This window comes from Streptosporangium pseudovulgare, from assembly GCF_014648055.1.
GTDB classification, from domain to species: domain Bacteria; phylum Actinomycetota; class Actinomycetes; order Streptosporangiales; family Streptosporangiaceae; genus Streptosporangium; species Streptosporangium pseudovulgare.
On record NZ_BMQJ01000005.1, the window covers coordinates 187951 to 204173 of the forward strand.

Annotated in this window: 14 protein-coding genes; 4 read left to right on the plus strand and 10 right to left on the minus strand. The window is 71.0% G+C overall.

Going from position 1 to position 16223, the window contains the following annotated elements; genetic code table 11:
* Window positions 1-169: 169 nt before the first annotated feature.
* Complete coding sequence (locus tag IEZ10_RS12640) at window positions 170-508, plus strand: PadR family transcriptional regulator (RefSeq protein ID WP_229811209.1); 339 nt, start codon at window positions 170-172, stop codon at window positions 506-508.
* The gene (locus IEZ10_RS12645) at window positions 505-1683 is read left to right on the plus strand and encodes a hypothetical protein (protein ID WP_189246691.1); all 1179 of its coding nucleotides are present in this window, start codon (window positions 505-507) and stop codon (window positions 1681-1683) included. The genes IEZ10_RS12640 and IEZ10_RS12645 overlap by 4 nt, the downstream gene beginning before the upstream one ends.
* Window positions 1684-1804: 121 nt before the next feature.
* On the opposite strand, the gene IEZ10_RS12650 is transcribed toward IEZ10_RS12645, so the two are convergent.
* The 8 genes from IEZ10_RS12650 to IEZ10_RS12685 form a co-directional block, all read right to left on the minus strand.
* Window positions 1805-3085 (minus strand): thymidine phosphorylase, encoded by a 1281-nt coding sequence (locus IEZ10_RS12650; protein WP_189246692.1) that lies wholly within the window; start codon window positions 3083-3085, stop codon window positions 1805-1807.
* 2 nt (window positions 3086-3087) lie between these two features.
* Window positions 3088-3486 (minus strand): cytidine deaminase, encoded by a 399-nt coding sequence (locus IEZ10_RS12655; RefSeq protein ID WP_189246693.1) that lies wholly within the window; start codon window positions 3484-3486, stop codon window positions 3088-3090.
* Window positions 3486-4775, minus strand: a complete 1290-nt coding sequence (locus IEZ10_RS12660) for an ABC transporter permease (protein WP_189246694.1) — start codon at window positions 4773-4775, stop codon at window positions 3486-3488. The genes IEZ10_RS12655 and IEZ10_RS12660 overlap by 1 nt, the downstream gene beginning before the upstream one ends.
* Window positions 4772-5920, minus strand: a complete 1149-nt coding sequence (locus IEZ10_RS12665) for an ABC transporter permease (protein WP_229811210.1) — start codon at window positions 5918-5920, stop codon at window positions 4772-4774. Before IEZ10_RS12665 ends, IEZ10_RS12660 begins: the two co-directional genes overlap by 4 nt.
* Window positions 5917-7365 carry an ABC transporter ATP-binding protein gene (locus tag IEZ10_RS12670; protein WP_229811232.1) on the minus strand — a complete coding sequence of 483 codons (1449 nt, stop codon included), beginning with the start codon at window positions 7363-7365 and terminating at the stop codon, window positions 5917-5919. The genes IEZ10_RS12665 and IEZ10_RS12670 overlap by 4 nt, the downstream gene beginning before the upstream one ends.
* Before the next feature lie 223 nt (window positions 7366-7588).
* Window positions 7589-8659, minus strand: coding sequence for a BMP family lipoprotein (locus IEZ10_RS12675; protein ID WP_229811211.1), 1071 nt, complete (start codon window positions 8657-8659; stop codon window positions 7589-7591).
* A 339-nt stretch (window positions 8660-8998) separates the two neighbouring features.
* Window positions 8999-9232 (minus strand): hypothetical protein, encoded by a 234-nt coding sequence (locus IEZ10_RS12680; RefSeq protein ID WP_189246696.1) that lies wholly within the window; start codon window positions 9230-9232, stop codon window positions 8999-9001.
* An 880-nt stretch (window positions 9233-10112) separates the two neighbouring features.
* Window positions 10113-11363, minus strand: a complete 1251-nt coding sequence (locus IEZ10_RS12685; protein ID WP_189246697.1) for an amidohydrolase — start codon at window positions 11361-11363, stop codon at window positions 10113-10115.
* A gap of 732 nt (window positions 11364-12095) precedes the next feature.
* On the opposite strand from IEZ10_RS12685, the gene IEZ10_RS12690 reads away from it, so the two are divergent.
* Window positions 12096-13442 (plus strand): peptide ligase PGM1-related protein, encoded by a 1347-nt coding sequence (locus IEZ10_RS12690; protein WP_229811233.1) that lies wholly within the window; start codon window positions 12096-12098, stop codon window positions 13440-13442.
* Here IEZ10_RS12690 and IEZ10_RS12695 read toward each other — a convergent pair.
* Window positions 13401-13664, minus strand: a complete 264-nt coding sequence (locus tag IEZ10_RS12695; protein ID WP_189246699.1) for an SCO4848 family membrane protein — start codon at window positions 13662-13664, stop codon at window positions 13401-13403. The genes IEZ10_RS12690 and IEZ10_RS12695 overlap by 42 nt on opposite strands.
* Window positions 13665-13751: 87 nt before the next feature.
* On the opposite strand from IEZ10_RS12695, the gene IEZ10_RS12700 reads away from it, so the two are divergent.
* The gene (locus IEZ10_RS12700) at window positions 13752-14966 is read left to right on the plus strand and encodes a D-alanyl-D-alanine carboxypeptidase family protein (protein WP_229811212.1); all 1215 of its coding nucleotides are present in this window, start codon (window positions 13752-13754) and stop codon (window positions 14964-14966) included.
* Between the two features lie 79 nt (window positions 14967-15045).
* On the opposite strand, the gene IEZ10_RS12705 is transcribed toward IEZ10_RS12700, so the two are convergent.
* Window positions 15046-16110 carry a YihY/virulence factor BrkB family protein gene (locus IEZ10_RS12705; protein ID WP_373287391.1) on the minus strand — a complete coding sequence of 355 codons (1065 nt, stop codon included), beginning with the start codon at window positions 16108-16110 and terminating at the stop codon, window positions 15046-15048.
* Window positions 16111-16223 lie beyond the last annotated feature (113 nt).

The window sequence follows — 16223 nt, forward strand, 5'->3', positions numbered from 1 at the left end:
GACCCCAGCCTGCCGGGCACGCCCCCGCGCTCCATCGGGGATCGCCCCGGTCTCCCCCTGAGCCGCTCCGGCCGGGGCACCTCCACCCCCCGGGGCGGCGCTCCAGGCGACCCCCGCCATTCGATATCGATTCGCCCCATATCTTGCTAGGCAAGATATGATTTCTTTCATGAGTCCCCGAACGATGACGGAACCCGCGTTCCTCGTCCTCACCGCCCTCGTCGACGAGCCCCGCCACGGCTACGGCATCGTCCAGGAGGTCGAGAGGCTGTCCGGGGGGCGGGTCGAGCTGAAGATCGGCACGCTGTACGGCGTGCTGGACCGGCTGGCCGCCGACGAGCTGGTGGCCCTGGACCGCGAGGAGGCCGAGCGGGGGCGGCTGCGCCGCTACTACCGCCTCACCGAGCCCGGAGCCCGCGCCCTGGAGGCCGAGGCCGTACGGCTGGCCGGGAACGTCGAGGCCGCCCGCACCCGGTTACGCGCCCGGCACGCGGGAGGAATGGCGTGAGCGAGCGCGACGAGCGAACCGGCTGGCACGGCGGCCCCGTGAACGCGACCGACGAGGGAGAAGGCGTGAGCGAGTACAGCGGCCTGCTCGAAGAGCGTTACCGCCGCGTGCTGCGGCTGCTGCCCGCCCCCTACCGCGCAGAGCGCGAGGAGGAGATGGTCGACGCCTTCCTGGAGGGTTCGGGCGGCCTGACCGACGCCGACGACCCCCGGCCGCGCTGGTCGGAGGTCGCCAGCGTCGCCGCCCTGGCCGTACGGGTGCGCCTCGGCGGGGGCGGCGCGGGGCCGCGGCAGCTCGTCCGGGGCGAGGCGGTCCGCCTGACGGCCGTGCTGGGCCTCGCCTTCTTCGCGATCAGGAGTTGCGACTGGCTCATCGACCTGCTGAGGTCGTACGGGGTCTTCGGCACGCCGCCCGCCGTCCCGATCTCCCCGGGGGACCCCGGGACGGCGGAGCGGGTCCGCGACATCGTCGGGTTGTTCGGCGCGCTGCTGCCGATCGCGGCCCTCGTCGCGCTCGTCCGGGGCCGCCCCCGCGTCGCGAAGGTCACGGCGCTGCTCACCGCGGTCCTGGCGCCGCTCTCCGCGGCCCTGTCCTACGACCCCGGCCTCCAGGCGCCGGACGCTCTGTTCTGGGACGTGTTCGCCCGGAGCACGGCTCCGCACCTCCTGCTGCTCCTCGTCCCCGTGCTGGCACTCCTGTCCGGGTTCCACCGCGACGCGCCGCGGACGCCGTCCTGGCGGCCGGTCCTGTGGGCGCTGCCCGCCGCGGCGGTGCTCAACCTCGCCTTCAACGCCCTGGGCCCGATCGCGCTGGCCGCGCAGACCGACTTCGAGGTCTGGTCGTGGATCTGGCCGTGGTGGGGCGAGCCGGGGCTGGCCTGCCTGGCGCTCCTGGTCACGAGCCTGATCCGCGCCGTGATGTGGCTGGTGGGCGGCGCGGGCAGGAACCCCGCCTGGCCGCTGGCGCTGGCGATCCTGTCCGTGCCGGTGGCGCTCATCCGCCTCCTCGACCTGGTCACCGGGCCCGACCCGGCCACCGCCACGATGGTGGCGGTGGACATCGGCCAGCTCGCCGCGGTCGCGCTGTGCGGCCTGGTGTCCGCCGTCCTGGCCGTCCGTTCGATGCCCGCCCCGCCGCCCGCGGCGGTCACGTCCCCGCCGGAGAGCGCCGCCTGAGCGCACCGGCGAGGAACTCGGGGAAGATCCGGGCACGCCGACGCCCGCCGTCCGGCGGCGAACCGGACGGCGGGCGTCGGGTGACGGGTCTCGGGCGCGGCCCCGAAGGCGGTGGCGGGTCTCAGGCGGTGACGCGGTCGACGACCAGCGGGAGCAGGCCCGGGTCGGCGGTCTCGCCGACCGTGTAGGCGCCCTCCAGCGCCGCCAGCGCCCGCTCGAAGCGGGCGGCGTCGTCGGCGTGCAGGGTCATCAGCGGCTGCCCCTCGCGGACCTCGTCGCCCGGCTTGGCGTGCAGCGTGATGCCCGCGCCGAAGGACACCGGGTCCTCCTTGCGCTCCCGGCCCGCGCCGAGCCGCCAGGCGGCCAGGCCCACGCCGTAGGCGTCCAGCGTGGCGAGCACGCCGGAGGCGGGGGCGAGGACCTGCGTGGTCTCGGCGGCGACGGGCAGCGGGGCATCGGGGTCGCCGCCCTGGGCGCTGATCATCCGCCGCCAGACGTCCATCGCCGAGCCGTCCTTCAGCGCCTCGGCGGGGTCCTTGTCCCCGCCGAGACCGGCGGCGTCGAGCATCTCGCGGGCCAGCCGTACGGTCAGCTCGACCACGTCGGCGGGGCCGCCGCCGGCGAGGACCTCGACGGACTCGGTGACCTCCAGCGCGTTGCCCACGGCCAGGCCCAGCGGGCGGTCCATGGCGGTGAGCAGCGCGACCGTGGTGACCCCGGCGTCGGTGCCCAGCTCGACCATGGTGGTCGCCAGCTCACGGGCCCGCTCGGGGGTCTTCATGAACGCGCCGGAGCCGACCTTGACGTCCAGGACCAGCGCGCCGGTGCCCTCGGCGATCTTCTTCGACATGATCGAGGAGGCGATCAGCGGGATCGCCTCGACGGTGCCGGTGACGTCGCGCAGCGCGTAGAGCTTCTTGTCGGCCGGGGCCAGCCCGTCGCCCGCCGCGCAGATGACCGCGCCTGACTTGCCGAGCACGTCGAGCATCTCGGCGTTGGACAGCGAGGCCCGCCAGCCCGGGATGGACTCCAGCTTGTCCAGCGTGCCGCCGGTGTGGCCGAGGCCGCGGCCGGACAGCTGGGGCACGTAGCCGCCGCACGCGGCGACCAGCGGGGCCAGCGGCAGCGTGATCTTGTCGCCCACGCCGCCGGTGGAGTGCTTGTCGGTGGTACGGCCGGGCAGCGCCGACCAGTCCATCCGGTTCCCCGAGCGGATCATCGCGGCGGTCCACTCGGCGATCTCCCGCCGGGTCATGCCGTTGAGCAGGATCGCCATCGCCAGGGCGGACATCTGCTCGTCGGCGACGACGCCCCGGGTGTAGGCGTCGATCACCCAGTCGATCTGCGCGGTGGACAGCTCGCGGCCGTCCCTCTTGGTGACGATGACGTCGATGGCGTCCACGGTCAGTCCCCCCGGCTGAGGTTGTCGGGACCGAAGGCGTACGGCAGGATCTCCGCCATCGGCTTCGGACCGTCCACGGTCTCCACGAGCAGCTCGTCGCCGCCGAACTCGTACAGCAGCTGGCGGCACCGGCCGCACGGCATGAGCAGCTCCTCGTGCCCGTCGACGCAGGTGAAGGCGACGAGCCGGCCGCCGCCGCCCGCCTGCAGCGCCGACACCAGGCCGCACTCGGCGCACAGGCCGACGCCGTAGGAGGCGTTCTCGACGTTGCAGCCGGACACGATCCGCCCGTCGTCCACCAGGGCGGCGGCGCCGACCGGGAACTTGGAGTAGGGCGCGTACGCGTTGGTCATGGCCTGCACCGCCGCGGTCCTGAGCGCCACCCAGTCGATCGTGTCCATCAGTGCTGTTCCCCTCGTCGGTACCGTACGCCGTCGGCCTTGGGCATTCTCAGACTCTGCGACGCCGCGGAAAGGACCAGCAGCGTCAGCACGTGCGGTGTGATGAAGACGAACTCGTTGGGGAGCTTGTCCACGGTCACCCAGAGCCAGAGCAGGATCACCGCGGCCAGCGCGGCCACCGCGGCGGCGGTGTACTGCCTGACCCCGGGGCCGTTCACGGCCAGAGCCTTGCGGACCTGCGCGCCGGTGTAGATGAGCAGCAGTATCGCACCGAAGAGCAGCAGGCCGGTGACCGCGTGGGAGCTGCGCAGCTGCAGGCCGTCGGCGTAGCCGAACAGCGAGGCTCCCACGGCGAGGCCGCCGGGCCGCCAGTTACCGAAGATCATCGCCGCCAGGCCGATGAAGCCGCGCCCCGCGGTCTGTCCCTCGACGTACTTCGTGGTGACGAAGACCAGGAACACGCCACCCAGACCTGCCAGGGCGCCGGAGATGATCGTGGCGATGTACTTGGTCAGGTAGACGTTGACGCCCAGGGACTCCGCCGCCCACGGGTTCTCACCGCAGGAGCGCAGCCGCAGGCCGAAGGTGGTGCGCCACAGGATGAAGAACGTCAGCGGGATCAGCGCCACGGCCAGGATGACCAGCACGTTCACGTCGTGTGTGAGGCCCCGCAGGACTCCGGCGACGTCGGAGAGCAGGAACCAGTGCGTGGCCTCCAGCTTCCCGAGCAGGTCGGGGCCGTCGGACAGCAGCGGCAGGCTGACGCTCGGCGCCTGGGAGGCGAGGCCGGGCGAGGAGGTGATGCCCGCGCCCTTGTCGGCGGCGGCCGTGCCCTGGGCGTACAGCACCTCCGACAGGAACCGGGTGATGCCGGGGCCGAGGAGGTTGATCGCCACGCCGCTGATGATGTGGTCGACGCCGAACGTCACGGTCGCCACCGCGTGGATCAGACCGCCGAGCGCCCCGCCGAGCAGGCCGGCGACCAGGGCCGCGGCGGCGCCCCACTGGTAGCCGGCCCAGCCGGCGCACCAGGTGCCGAGCACCATCATTCCTTCGAGGCCGATGTTGACGACGCCCGCGCGCTCGGACCACAGACCGCCGAGGCCGGCCAGCGCGATCGGTACGGCCAGCAGCAGCGCGGCCCCGAACGTGCCGGAGGACGTCAGCTCGGGAGCGTCCGCGACGACGCGGGCGAGCGACAGGAGCAGGATCAGCAGCGCCACGCCCAGGAGCGCCAGGTGGTAACGGCGCACCCGGCGCGCCTCAGGTGCTGCCACGGACGTGGTCATGCGGCCACCTCTGTTTTTGCTTGGCTGGGGGTTGCGGCGAGCTGACGGGCGGCCCGCCGTTCCTCGTGCCGCAGCGACATCCGGTTGGTGATCTCGTTGGCGATCACCACCATGAGCACGATCGTGCCCTGGATGATGGCGACGACGGACGGCGGGATGTCGGCGAACTGCAGGGGGGCCGCCGCGCGGTCGAGGAAGCCGAAGAGCAGCGCGGCCACGGCGATGCCGACCGGCTTGTTCCTGCCCAGCAGCGCCACCGCGATGCCCAGGAAGCCGAGGCCCGCGGTGAAGTTCGAGCCGTAGGAGTGGGTCCGGCCGAGGATCTCCGGCAACCCGATGAGGCCGGCCACGGCGCCGGAGAGGACCATGGCGGAGATCACCATGCGCTTGGGGTTGACCCCCGACGCGAGGGCCGCCGAGGCGCTGAGACCGCTCGCCTTGACCTCGAACCCGAACCGGGTGCGTTCGAGCACCACCCAGACGACCACGCCCAGCAGGACCGCCACGGCGAGGAAGCCCCACAGGCCGCTGCGCGGCGCCGGCAGGCCGAACATCTCGAACAGGAAGTTCAGGTTGGGGAACCACGCCGACTCCGGCAGTTCCGGCGTGGAGATGGTCAGCTGGCCCGCCGCGCGCTCCCCGGTGAACGGGCCCCGCACCAGGAAGGCGGCGATGTTGGTCGCGATGTAGTTGAGCATGATCGTGGCGATCACCTCGTTCACACCGCGCGTCACCTTGAGCACCGCGGGGATGAGGGCGTAGAGACCGCCGACCAGCATCGCCACGACGACGATGACGGTGAGCTGGATGGGGGCGGGGAGCACGAACTGCGACCCGACGAAGGCGGCGACGATCGCCGCGAGGCGGTACTGGCCCTCGACACCGATGTTGAAGAGGTTCATCCGGAAGCCGATCGCGACCGCGAGCCCCGCGATGAACAGCGGGACGGCGCGGTTGAGGATGAAGGCGATGGCGTTGACGACCTGGTTCTGGGTGTCGCCGAAGTCGAACATCGCCTCCAGCGCGGTGACGGGGCTGGCCCCGGCCGCGAGGATCGCGACGCTCGACACGGCGACGGCGAGCAGCACCGCCACCGCCGCACCCGCCAGCGTCAGCAGCGTGCGTTGCAGACCCGCGGGCATCATGACCGCTCCTCCGCGATGGCCCCGGTCATGTACCCGCCGAGCTTCTCGGGGGTGACCTGGCCCGGATCGAGGCGGGCGACCATGCGCCCGCCGTAGATGACGTAAAGGTTGTCCGACAGGCCGATCAGTTCGTCGAGGTCCGCCGAGATCAGCAGTACGGCGAGGCCGCCCGCCCGCGCGGTCCGCAGGTGGTCCCAGATGGCGGACTGGGCGCCGATGTCCACACCCCGGGTGGGGTGGGCGGCGATGAGGAACCTCGGCTCACCGCTCATCTCCCGCCCGACGATCAGCTTCTGCTGGTTACCGCCGGACAGCGCCAGGGCGAGGGTGTCGATGCCCGGTGTGCGGACGTCGTACTCGCGGACGATGCGTTCGGTGTCCTTGCGCGACGCCGCGCGGTTCACCCAGATGCCCTTGCGGGCCGGCTTCCTCGTCTGGTGACCGAGCACCCGGTTCTCCCAGAGGGACGCCTCCAGCAACAGGCCCTGCCGGTGCCGGTCCTCCGGGATGTAGCCGATGCCGGCCTCGCGGCGGCGGAGTGTGGACCAGGTGGTGATGTCCTCCTCGCCCAGCAGGATCCGGCCCTCGTCGAACGGCAGGAGGCCCATGATGACCTCGATCAGCTCGGTCTGGCCGTTGCCCTCGACACCCGCGATGCCGACGACCTCGCCGGCGTGCACGGAGAGGGTGACGTCCGAGAGGAGCGGCCTGCCCGCGGTTCCCCGGACCGTCACGTCACGCACGTCGAGTACGACGCGGTCGGTGACCGTGGACTCCCGGGTCTCCGGAGTGGGAAGTTCGCTGCCGACCATCAGCTCGGCGAGTTGCCTGGCGGTCACCGAGCCGGGATCGACGCTGGCGACGGTGGTGCCCCGCCGGATGACCGTGATGGCGTCGGCGATGCTCAGCACCTCGTCGAGCTTGTGCGAGATGAAGATCACGGTGAAGCCCTGGTCCTTGAGGTCGCGCAGGTTCGCGAAGAGCTCCTCGACCTCCTGGGGCACGAGGACCGCGGTGGGCTCGTCCAGGATCAGGATGCGCGCGCCACGATAGAGGACCTTGAGGATCTCCACCCGCTGCCGGTCGCCGACACCGAGGTCCTCGACCAGGCGGTCGGGATCGACCCGCAGGCCGTGGCTCTCGCCGAGCCGGGTGATACGGCTGCGGGCCCCCGCCGTGTCAAGGATGCCGCCCTTGCCGGGTTCGGAGCCGAGAACGATGTTCTCCAGCACGGTCAGGTTGTCAGCCAGCATGAAGTGCTGGTGCACCATGCCGATCCCGGCGGCGATCGCGTCACTGGGTGTGCGGAAGGCGACGTCCTCGCCGTTGATCCGGATCCTGCCCTCGTCGGGTCGCTGCATGCCGTACAGGATCTTCATCAGGGTGGACTTGCCCGCGCCGTTCTCACCCACGATGGCGTGCACCGACCCTGCCCGGATGGTCATCCGGATGTCATGGTTGGCGACGACACCGGGAAAGCGCTTGGTGATCCCGTCGAGCTCCACGGCGGGTGGCACCGTGGCCGGGGTGTCCGAGCTCGTCGACAATGCGTTCTCCTGGAGAGCCTGGACGGCTCGCGGATCGGGAGGGAGATGGAGAGAAGCCCGGAGCATGCCCCGGGCTTCTCGGGCGCGTTCCCATCGCTCACGGAGAACGACGGGAACCGGCTTACGGCTTGGCCGGAACGGTCACCGAACCATCGACGATCTTCTTCTTGGCCTCGTCGACCTTGGCGGTGATGTCGTCGATGAACCCGCCGGAGGTGGACAGGCCGACGCCGTCGACCTTCAGGTCGTAGACGTTGTCGCTGCCGCCCTTGGCGGTGCCGTCCTTGAACGCCTTGATGAACTCGAAGACGCCGACGTCGACACGCTTGATCATGGAAGTCATGATGACCTTCTTGAGGTCGGCTTCCTTGACGGTCTCGTACTGGTCGGAGTCGACGCCGATGGCCTGCTTGCCGGCGGCCGCGGCCGCCTGGAACACACCCAGGCCCGAGTCGCCGGAGGCGTGGTAGACGATGTCCGCGCCGTCCTGGTACATCTTCTCCGCGGCGATCTTGCCCTTGTCCGGGGCCTTGAAGCCGCTGAAGTCACCGTCCGGGGTGAGGTACTTCACATCAATCTTGATGTCCGACTTGACCGACTTGGCGCCGGCCTCGAACCCGGCCTGGAACTTCTTGATCAGGTCGTTCTCGACACCGCCGACGAAGCCCAGGTGGCCGGTCTTGCTCTTGTCCGCCGCGGCCACGCCCGCCAGGTAGGAACCCTGCTCCTCGGCGAAGAGGAGACCGGTCACGTTGGGGCCGTTGGACGCGGAGTCGACCACCGCGAACTGGATGTCCGGGTACTCGGCGGCGGTCTTCTTGATGTCCTCGCCGTAGGCGAAGCCGACGCCGATGATCGGGTTGTAGCCGGCCTCGGCGAGCTGGCGGAGGAGCTCACCGCGGTTCGAACCGTCGGCCGCCGGGCTGAGGTCCTTGATCTCCGCACCGAGGTCCGTCTTCGCGCGCTCCAGACCCGCGTAGGCGGAGTCGTTGAAGGACTTGTCGCCGCGACCGCCGACGTCGAAGGCGAGCCCGACCTTCAGGCCGGACGCCTTGGGCGCCTCGCTCGCCCCGGAGGCGCTGTTCGCCGTCGTCCCCTCGTCACCACCGCTGCCGCCACACGCGGCCGCAGCCATGAGCATGGCTCCCGCCACGGTGGTCACTGCCATCTTGCCGAACCGCCTGCGAAGCAAGGTGACTCCTCTGTCTCTCCGCCGTACCAAGTCGTGTGCACGCGCGAAGAAACGCACGGCAACCCTGCACGGAATGTAGTTGGTCGGATAGACCACTCCAAACCAGCACACAAGTCCGCAACCTGCCTGTTACCGACCTCAAGCGAGACTGTGACCAGAGAGGACTGCGCGTCCATCCTCCCCCGGAGATCCGGCTCGGGGGCGAGAACCGGCGGACCTCCCGGCGGGAAACCTCTGACGAGGGGTGATCGTGATCAACCATGAGCGAACGGTGGCGAACACGGCGGCGAGGAGACCCCCGCATTCCGGGGTCTCCTCGCCGATGGGTCCTGGCGGACGTCAGCGCAGCTGGACCCAGAGCTGGTAGCCGTCGACGGCCCGGGTGCAGTTGTAGGCCGAGTACAGCTCGGACTGGTAATGGACCATGTTGCGCCCCTGCTCCTCACAGTCGGGCAGCCAGCTGTACCCCGAACCCACCTTCACCCAGGGACCCGCGTAAGCGGGGACGGCCACTCCCAGAACGGCGACCGCGGCCAGCGCCGCTCCCACGGTGATACGCCTGGCAAACGACATTTCTTCTCCTTTGCCGATGGGCCACATAACACCGCTCGGGCTATATTCGAATAGCCCGAGCGGTATTTTCTGGTCAATTTGACCGTATAATAGATGACAAGTTGACGTCAAGATCCGTCACTTGGGCCACCGAGACCGACTCTCTGCCCCGACGACTCCGGGAATGCATTGTGAGGGGCCGCGCAAAGGAGAAGCCGGGATCGCGACGCGGCACTTCCGGCACCGGGAAAAGCGACCTGGACCTCGCCCGGAACCGAAGCGGCCCATTGCCGCGGACGGATACGCGTCACGAGCCGCCCGGGAAGGGCGCAGACCGGATTCCGCATAAGGCGAGGGCCGTTATCCGGACGGAGAAAACACGCCTCTCGATCCGCATCGCATGACCGCGCCAAGCCGCGCGAGCACGTCGCCGAGTGCCGGGACACCGCCTCCGAGCACGCGAAATCAACTCCGGAAGCCGGCCGCGACACCATGTGACGAGCGATCGATGACGCGCGAGAACATACGTTTCCCCGGCCGGAGGAGAGGGAGCCGTTCGCACGCATGCCCCGGCCCGGAAAGACGACCGGGAAAGCCGGAACCCACCTCGGTTCTCTGTCCCATGCGAGGAGAAACCGCGGGAGAATGTCACTCCACCCGGGCCGGATGGACGCTTCCACACATTTACGGCGTGCCGGAGCGGGCGGCGGTTCCGTCGAGTGCGGTCATCAGTTCTTCCGACGGAGGAATCCCGGGGTGGGGCGGACGACGATCCGTCCTCAGGCGGGAGGACGCCGTCCGATCCCACCCGAAGCGCCGGCCGTCGGCACCGTCCGCCGTGGCACCACGGCGGCGCCACGGTGGCGCCGCCGGGACAGCCGCCCCGAATCGCCCGCGGCGGCTACCGCAGTATCTGCCCGGACTCACTTCCCACGAGCGGCTCGCCGCTGCTGGGCCGCTGCCCCTCCCACAGGGCGGTGAGCGCGGTGGCCGCGAGGAAGCGCACCCCGGCGCCGATGCAGTCCTCGTCCACGTCGAAGGTGCCCTGGTGGATGTCGGCCAGGTGCGGCGAGCCCGGGGTGCGGGTGCCGAGCCGGGCGTAGGCGCCGGGGATCGACTCGAGGTACCAGCCGAAGTCCTCGCCGCCCAGGCTCTGCTGGGTCGGCGCGGGAGCCCCGTCGCCGAGCACGCCCTGGGCGGCCTCGGTGAGCATCTGCACGCTGACCGGGTCGTTGACCACCGGCGGGACGCCCCGGATGTAGTCCATGTGCGCCTCGACGCCGTAGGCGCCGGCGACCGAGTCGAGCAGGCCCTTGATCAGGTCGGGGGCGGCGTGCCAGGCGTCCTCGTCCAGGCAGCGCACGGTGCCCTCGGCCACGCCGTCGTCGGGGATCGCGTTCGCCACCGAACCCGCCTCGACCCGGCCCCAGACCAGGCTCAGCGACGAGCGCGGGTCGACCCGGCGCGACAGCGCGGCCGGCAGCTCGGTGAGGATCTTGGCGAGCGCGAAGACGAGGTCGGCGGTGAGGTGCGGGCGGGCGGTGTGGCCGCCGGGGCCGCTGACCCGGATGGAGACCCGGTCGCAGGCGGAGGTGATCGACCCGGACTTGAGGCCGACCCTGCCGACGTCCAGGCGCGGGTCGCAGTGCAGGCCGAAGATGCGGTCGACGCCGCTGATGCCGCCGGAGGCCATGACCTCCAGCGCCCCGCCGGGGAGCTCCTCGGCCGGCTGGAAGATCAGCCGGACCCTGCCGGGCAGCAGCCCGGCCTCGGCCTGCTGGGCCAGGAAGAGCGAGGTGCCGAGCAGGACCGTGGTGTGCACGTCGTGACCGCAGGCGTGGCAGACGCCGGGGACCGTCGAGCTGTAGGGCACGTCCTTCTCGTCGGGCACGGGCAGCGCGTCGATGTCCGCCCGCAGCCCCACGGTGGGCCCGTCGCCGCTGCCGACCTCGCAGATCACGCCCGTGCCGCGAGGGAGCACCGAGGGGACGAGGCCGGCCGCGATCAGGCGGTCGGCGATCCGCTGCGTGGTGCGGTACTCGGCGAAGGCGAGCTCCGGGTGCATGTGCAGGTCGCGGCGGAAGTCAATGAGCTCCTGCTCGGACCCGGCGAGAAACGCGTCGAGCTCTCCCCGGAGATTACGCCCCCGCATTGTGCACCTTCCCATCCGCGTCAGCGGCTTCGAACGTCGCGGCAATCATGAACAACTGCCCCGGAATCATGTGATCCAACGGGCAGCCTGAAAACGGTCGTCGCGCCGATGGGCCGGAGTGGATGCGTGGGCCGCGCCGGCGCGAACCAAGGAACGCCGACACGGAGGAGCGAGCCAGTGTGAGGCGACCGGCGTACCGACGATGACATCGACTTTATCCCTCCCACGCGGCACCTCGCCGCCATCTGGACCAAATGTTTTGTCGCCCCATGGCCTTCTCGGGCACCTTCTGACCCGTTCGAACCAGGAGTGGTGACTCGTATTGGCCATGCCGGTAGCCGTACCGGGGGGTGTGAGGGGGGGTGCCTGGACGCCGGAGACGGCCGGGGGACGCCGGGAGCGGCCCGGAGAGGTGGGTGCCGGAGGCGATTCCGGCGATCGGCCGCCGGAGGTGACAGGGGGGCGATCCGGGGAAGCGGAGCGGAGAGACGGCCCCCGGCGAGAGCCCCGGCATGCCGGGCCGCCGCCCGCGCCGGGGGGAGTGGCCCGTATCGGCTCCCTTGAAACATCAACGAACTGGCAATTTACGTCACCTCAGGTGCCAGTGATCGAACCCGGCGGAGTGATGCTACCGATAGGAATGCGTGCTTCACTCCGCATATGATCGCTCACATCCCGTTTGGGGAGAATCACTCCAGATTGAGCATCTTCGAACCGGATGAGGGGACCTTGGTGGTCATCCCATCGCTGTCCCTGCCCCAGGACGAGCTGCGCAGGATCACCGGCGCCCTCTGCTACGAGGAGCGGCTGCTGTTCCTGCTGCTGACACTCCGGCGCCCCTCCGTCGAGATCGTCTACGTCACCTCGATGCCCGTGGACACCGCGATCGTGGACTACTACCTCGGTTTCCTCGACGACCCGGACGAGGCCCGCACGCGCCTGCAGATGATCAGCCTCGACGATCCGGACACCCGGCCGCTGAGCGCGGCGCTGCTGGACCGCCCCGACCTCCTCGACCGGATCCTCGACCGGACCGCCGGCCGGCCCGGCGGCGCGTGCCTGGTGCCGTTCGTGGTCAGCGAGTACGAGGAACGGCTCGCCGGGCTGCTCGGCCTGCCCGTCTACGGCCCGGCCACCTCGCTGGCCCACCTGGGCTCCAAGAGCGGCGGGCGGATGCTGGCCGAGGAGGCGGGGGTGCCCACCGCCCGGGGCTTCTCCGACCTGCGGTCGCTGACCGAGGTCGAGCACGCGGCCCGCGCACTGGCCCCGGCCTCCAAGCTGATGGTCAAGCTCAACAACAGCTACTCCGGGCTGGGGAACGCGATCGTCATCAAGGACGACCGGCCGCTCACCGCCTGCCCCACGAGCTTCTCGGCGGCGGACGAGACCTGGACCACGTTCGCCGAGAAGATCGCCGAACGGGGCGCTGTCATCGAGGAGTTCGTCCAGGGCCGGCCGCTGCACTCCCCCAGCGCCCTGGCCATGGTCACACCGGGCGGCGACCACGGCGTCATCGCCACGCACGAGCAGGTTCTCGGCGGCCCGAACGGCGACGTCTACAAGGGCTGCGTCTTCCCGGCCCGGCCGGAGTACCGCGCCGAGGTGGCCGCCTGCGCCGAGCGGATCGCCGGGGTCCTCGCCGCCCGCGGGGTGGTCGGGCTGTTCGGCGTCGACTTCTTCGCGGTCAAGACCGACGGCGGCTACCGGGCGCTGCTGTGCGAGGTCAACCTGCGCATCGGCGGCACCACGCACCCCCTGGGCGCGGCGATGCTCAGCACCGGCGCCGTCTACGACCCGGCCTCCGGCACGCTGCGGTGCGGGGACCGCGCCAAGCACTACGTGGCGACCGACAACTGCGACGCCGAGAGCCTGCGGGGCCGTACCCCCGGGGACGTCGTCAAGCTGGTGCACGACTTCGGGCTGGGGTTCGACCGCGAGCGGCGCACGGGCAACGTGCTGCACCTCATGGGAGCGATCTCCCGGTACGGCAAGCTCGGCTTCACCAGCATCGGCGACTCGCCGGAGGAGGCCGCCGAGCTACACCTGCGGACGCTGGACGCCCTCCGCCGGGCCGTGTAGTCCGCGCGGGTCCGAGGAGCCGCGCGGGCCTCGCAGGCCCCGTACGCCGATCGTGCCGATGACGAGCGCGAGGAGGATGTTGACGGCCACCAGCACGCCGTGCACCACGTAGAAGGACGTCGGGTGCCCGTCGGCGAGGTTGAAGCCAAGATTGATCCACTCGAAGATCATGAAAGCGGCGACGCCGACCAGGAATCCGGCGATCTTTCGCGACATTTGCATGGCTTCAGTATCGCGGTGCGACATTCACCCCTGGTCAGGGCGTGGGTGGGCTTCTCCGAATCCGGACGAAGCTACCCTGAGATCACTATGGGGATGAGACATGCCGCGCCCGCGGGGGCGCTGATCGCGGCGACCGCCCTCCTCGGCGTTCCCGCCCACGCGGAGGCCGCCCCTCCGGCCGCTCCGGCCCGAGCGAGCAGCGGGCCGGTCGCGCCCGCCCGCACGGGCGACGCGCCGGTCACGGCCGCCGGTACGGACAACGCGCCGGCCGCGCCCGGCCGCGCGGAGAACGGGCCGGTCGGCGGCGCCGACCTCGGCAGACACGGCGTGATCGCGCCCCTCGGGGTGAAGGCCCCGCCCAAGACGGCCGCCCGGTCCTACGTGATCGCCGACGCCGACACCGGCGAGGTGCTCGCGGCCAAGGACCCCCACGGCCGGTTCCTCCCGGCGAGCACGCTCAAGACCCTGACCGCGCTCACCCTCATCCCGAAGATCGACAAGAAACTGAAGATCAGGCCGAGCCGGAACGCGGTGAACCAGGAGGGCAGCGCCGTCGGCCTGGTCACAAAGCCGCTCTACACCGCCGAGGACCTGTTCAAGGCCCTGATGCTGGTCTCGGGCAACGACTGCGCGATGGCGCTGGCCGAGGCGAACGGCGGGCTGGACAAGACCCTGCGGGAGATGAACGACGAGGCCAAGCGCCTGCAGGCGTACGACACGGTGGCCAAGACGCCCAGCGGGCTGGACAAGCCGGGTCAGAGCAGCTCGGCGTACGACCTGGCGCTGATCGCCCGCGCCGGGCTGGCCGACCGGGACTTCCGGCGCTACGTCAGCCTGAAGACCGACAAATTCCCCGCGCCCAAGGGCTACTACGAGATCGGCAACCACAACCGGCTGCTCTGGCGCTACCCGGGAATGATCGGGATCAAGAACGGCTGGACGACCAAGGCCCTGGGCAGCTTCGTCGGCGCGGCCCGCCGCGACGGCCACACGATCATCGTGTCGATCATGCGACACGACGGCTACTTCTGGGACGAGGTCGCCGAGCTGCTCGACTGGGGTTTCTCCGCCCGCGGCAGGGTCACGCCCGTCGGGCGGCTCGTGGACCCGGTCCCCGAGGCCGCTCCGACCCCGGTCGTTCCGGCCGCGCCGCAGGTGCGCGCGAGCGCCGCCCCGGCCGCCGCCGCCCGCGAGCCCGCGGACGGCCCCTCCCCGGCCCTCTGGTACGCGCTGGGCGCCGTCCTGCTCGGCGGCACGGCCTGGCTGGCGTACGGCCTGCGCCGCCGGCGCCGGGCGGACTGAGACCCGCCCGTGGGACCGTCCCGGGCGGATCGAAGCCGGCTGGAGGGGGATCAGGCCCGGTAGAGGACGCCGGCGCCCGTCAGGCCCGGTCCCGCGGGTCCTCACCGGACCGTTCACCGTCAGGCCGTTCGCCGTCAGGCCGGTCGCCGCCGGACCGTTCGCCGTCGGTCCGATCACCACCGGGCTGATCGGCGCCGGGCAGGGCACCGGCGGGCAGGGCGCCGGACGGGACGGGCGTCGGCTCGGGCGGCGGGCCGAACATGGCGGTCTCCGTCCAGGCCGCCGCGAAGAGGATCACCCTGGCCGACAGGTTGATCCACACCAGCAGTCCCACCATCACCGCGAACACCCCGTAGATGGGGTTGTTCAGCGTCCGGGCCAGGATGAAGGTGGCGAGCTGCTTGAGCAGGCCGAAACCGATCGCGCCCAGCAGCGCGCCGCGCAGCAGCGCCTTCGCCGGCTGCCGGGAGCGGCCCACCCAGCGCAGGATGATCAGGAAGAGGACGACGTCGGCCAGCAGGCTGACCGCGAGGCCCGCGAGCCGGACCGCCGTCCAGCCGACCGGCGAGCTTCCCAGCCCCAGCCACCCGGCCACCGTCCCGCCCGCCTGGGTGGCGAAGCCGCCGACCAGCACCGAGGTGATCGCGGTGACGCCGATCAGCACGAAGGCGGCCAGGTCGCGGAGCTTGGCCAGCAGGAAGTTCAGCGGCGGCTCGGTGGTCATGGAGACCTGGCGGAGCGCGCCGCGCAGCGCGTCGATCGCGCCGAGCCCGGCGTAGAGCAGGCCGATGAGGCCGATGATCCCGGCGCTGGCCCGCGAGTCGGCGATCTGCTTGATCGGAAGCCTCGACGACAGGCCGGGGAGATAGGCGTCGATGGCCTTCTCCAGAGCTTCGGTGGCGTTGACGTCCAGCGCCAGGAAGTAGCCGAAGACCGCGAAGGCCAGCGCGATGATCGGGAAGAACGACAGGAACGCGAAGTAGGTCACCGCCCCGGCCAGCCGGTCGCCGGACTGCACCTGGTAGCGCTGCACGCTCCGGATGAGGTGATCGAACCAGGGCCACCTGATCCGGTTGTCCTCGATGACGCCCCGGCCCCGCTCACGGATCACCCGGATCCGCTCCTGCACGCTCTTCACGTGCATCTCCCTACCCCGATCACCGCGGTGCAGCGCGCGGACACGCCACCAGGCGCGGGCGTCCCGCCCGGGTCACCGTACGGGAGCGTCCTCCCGGGCGCGGGAGCGCCGCGCCCGGG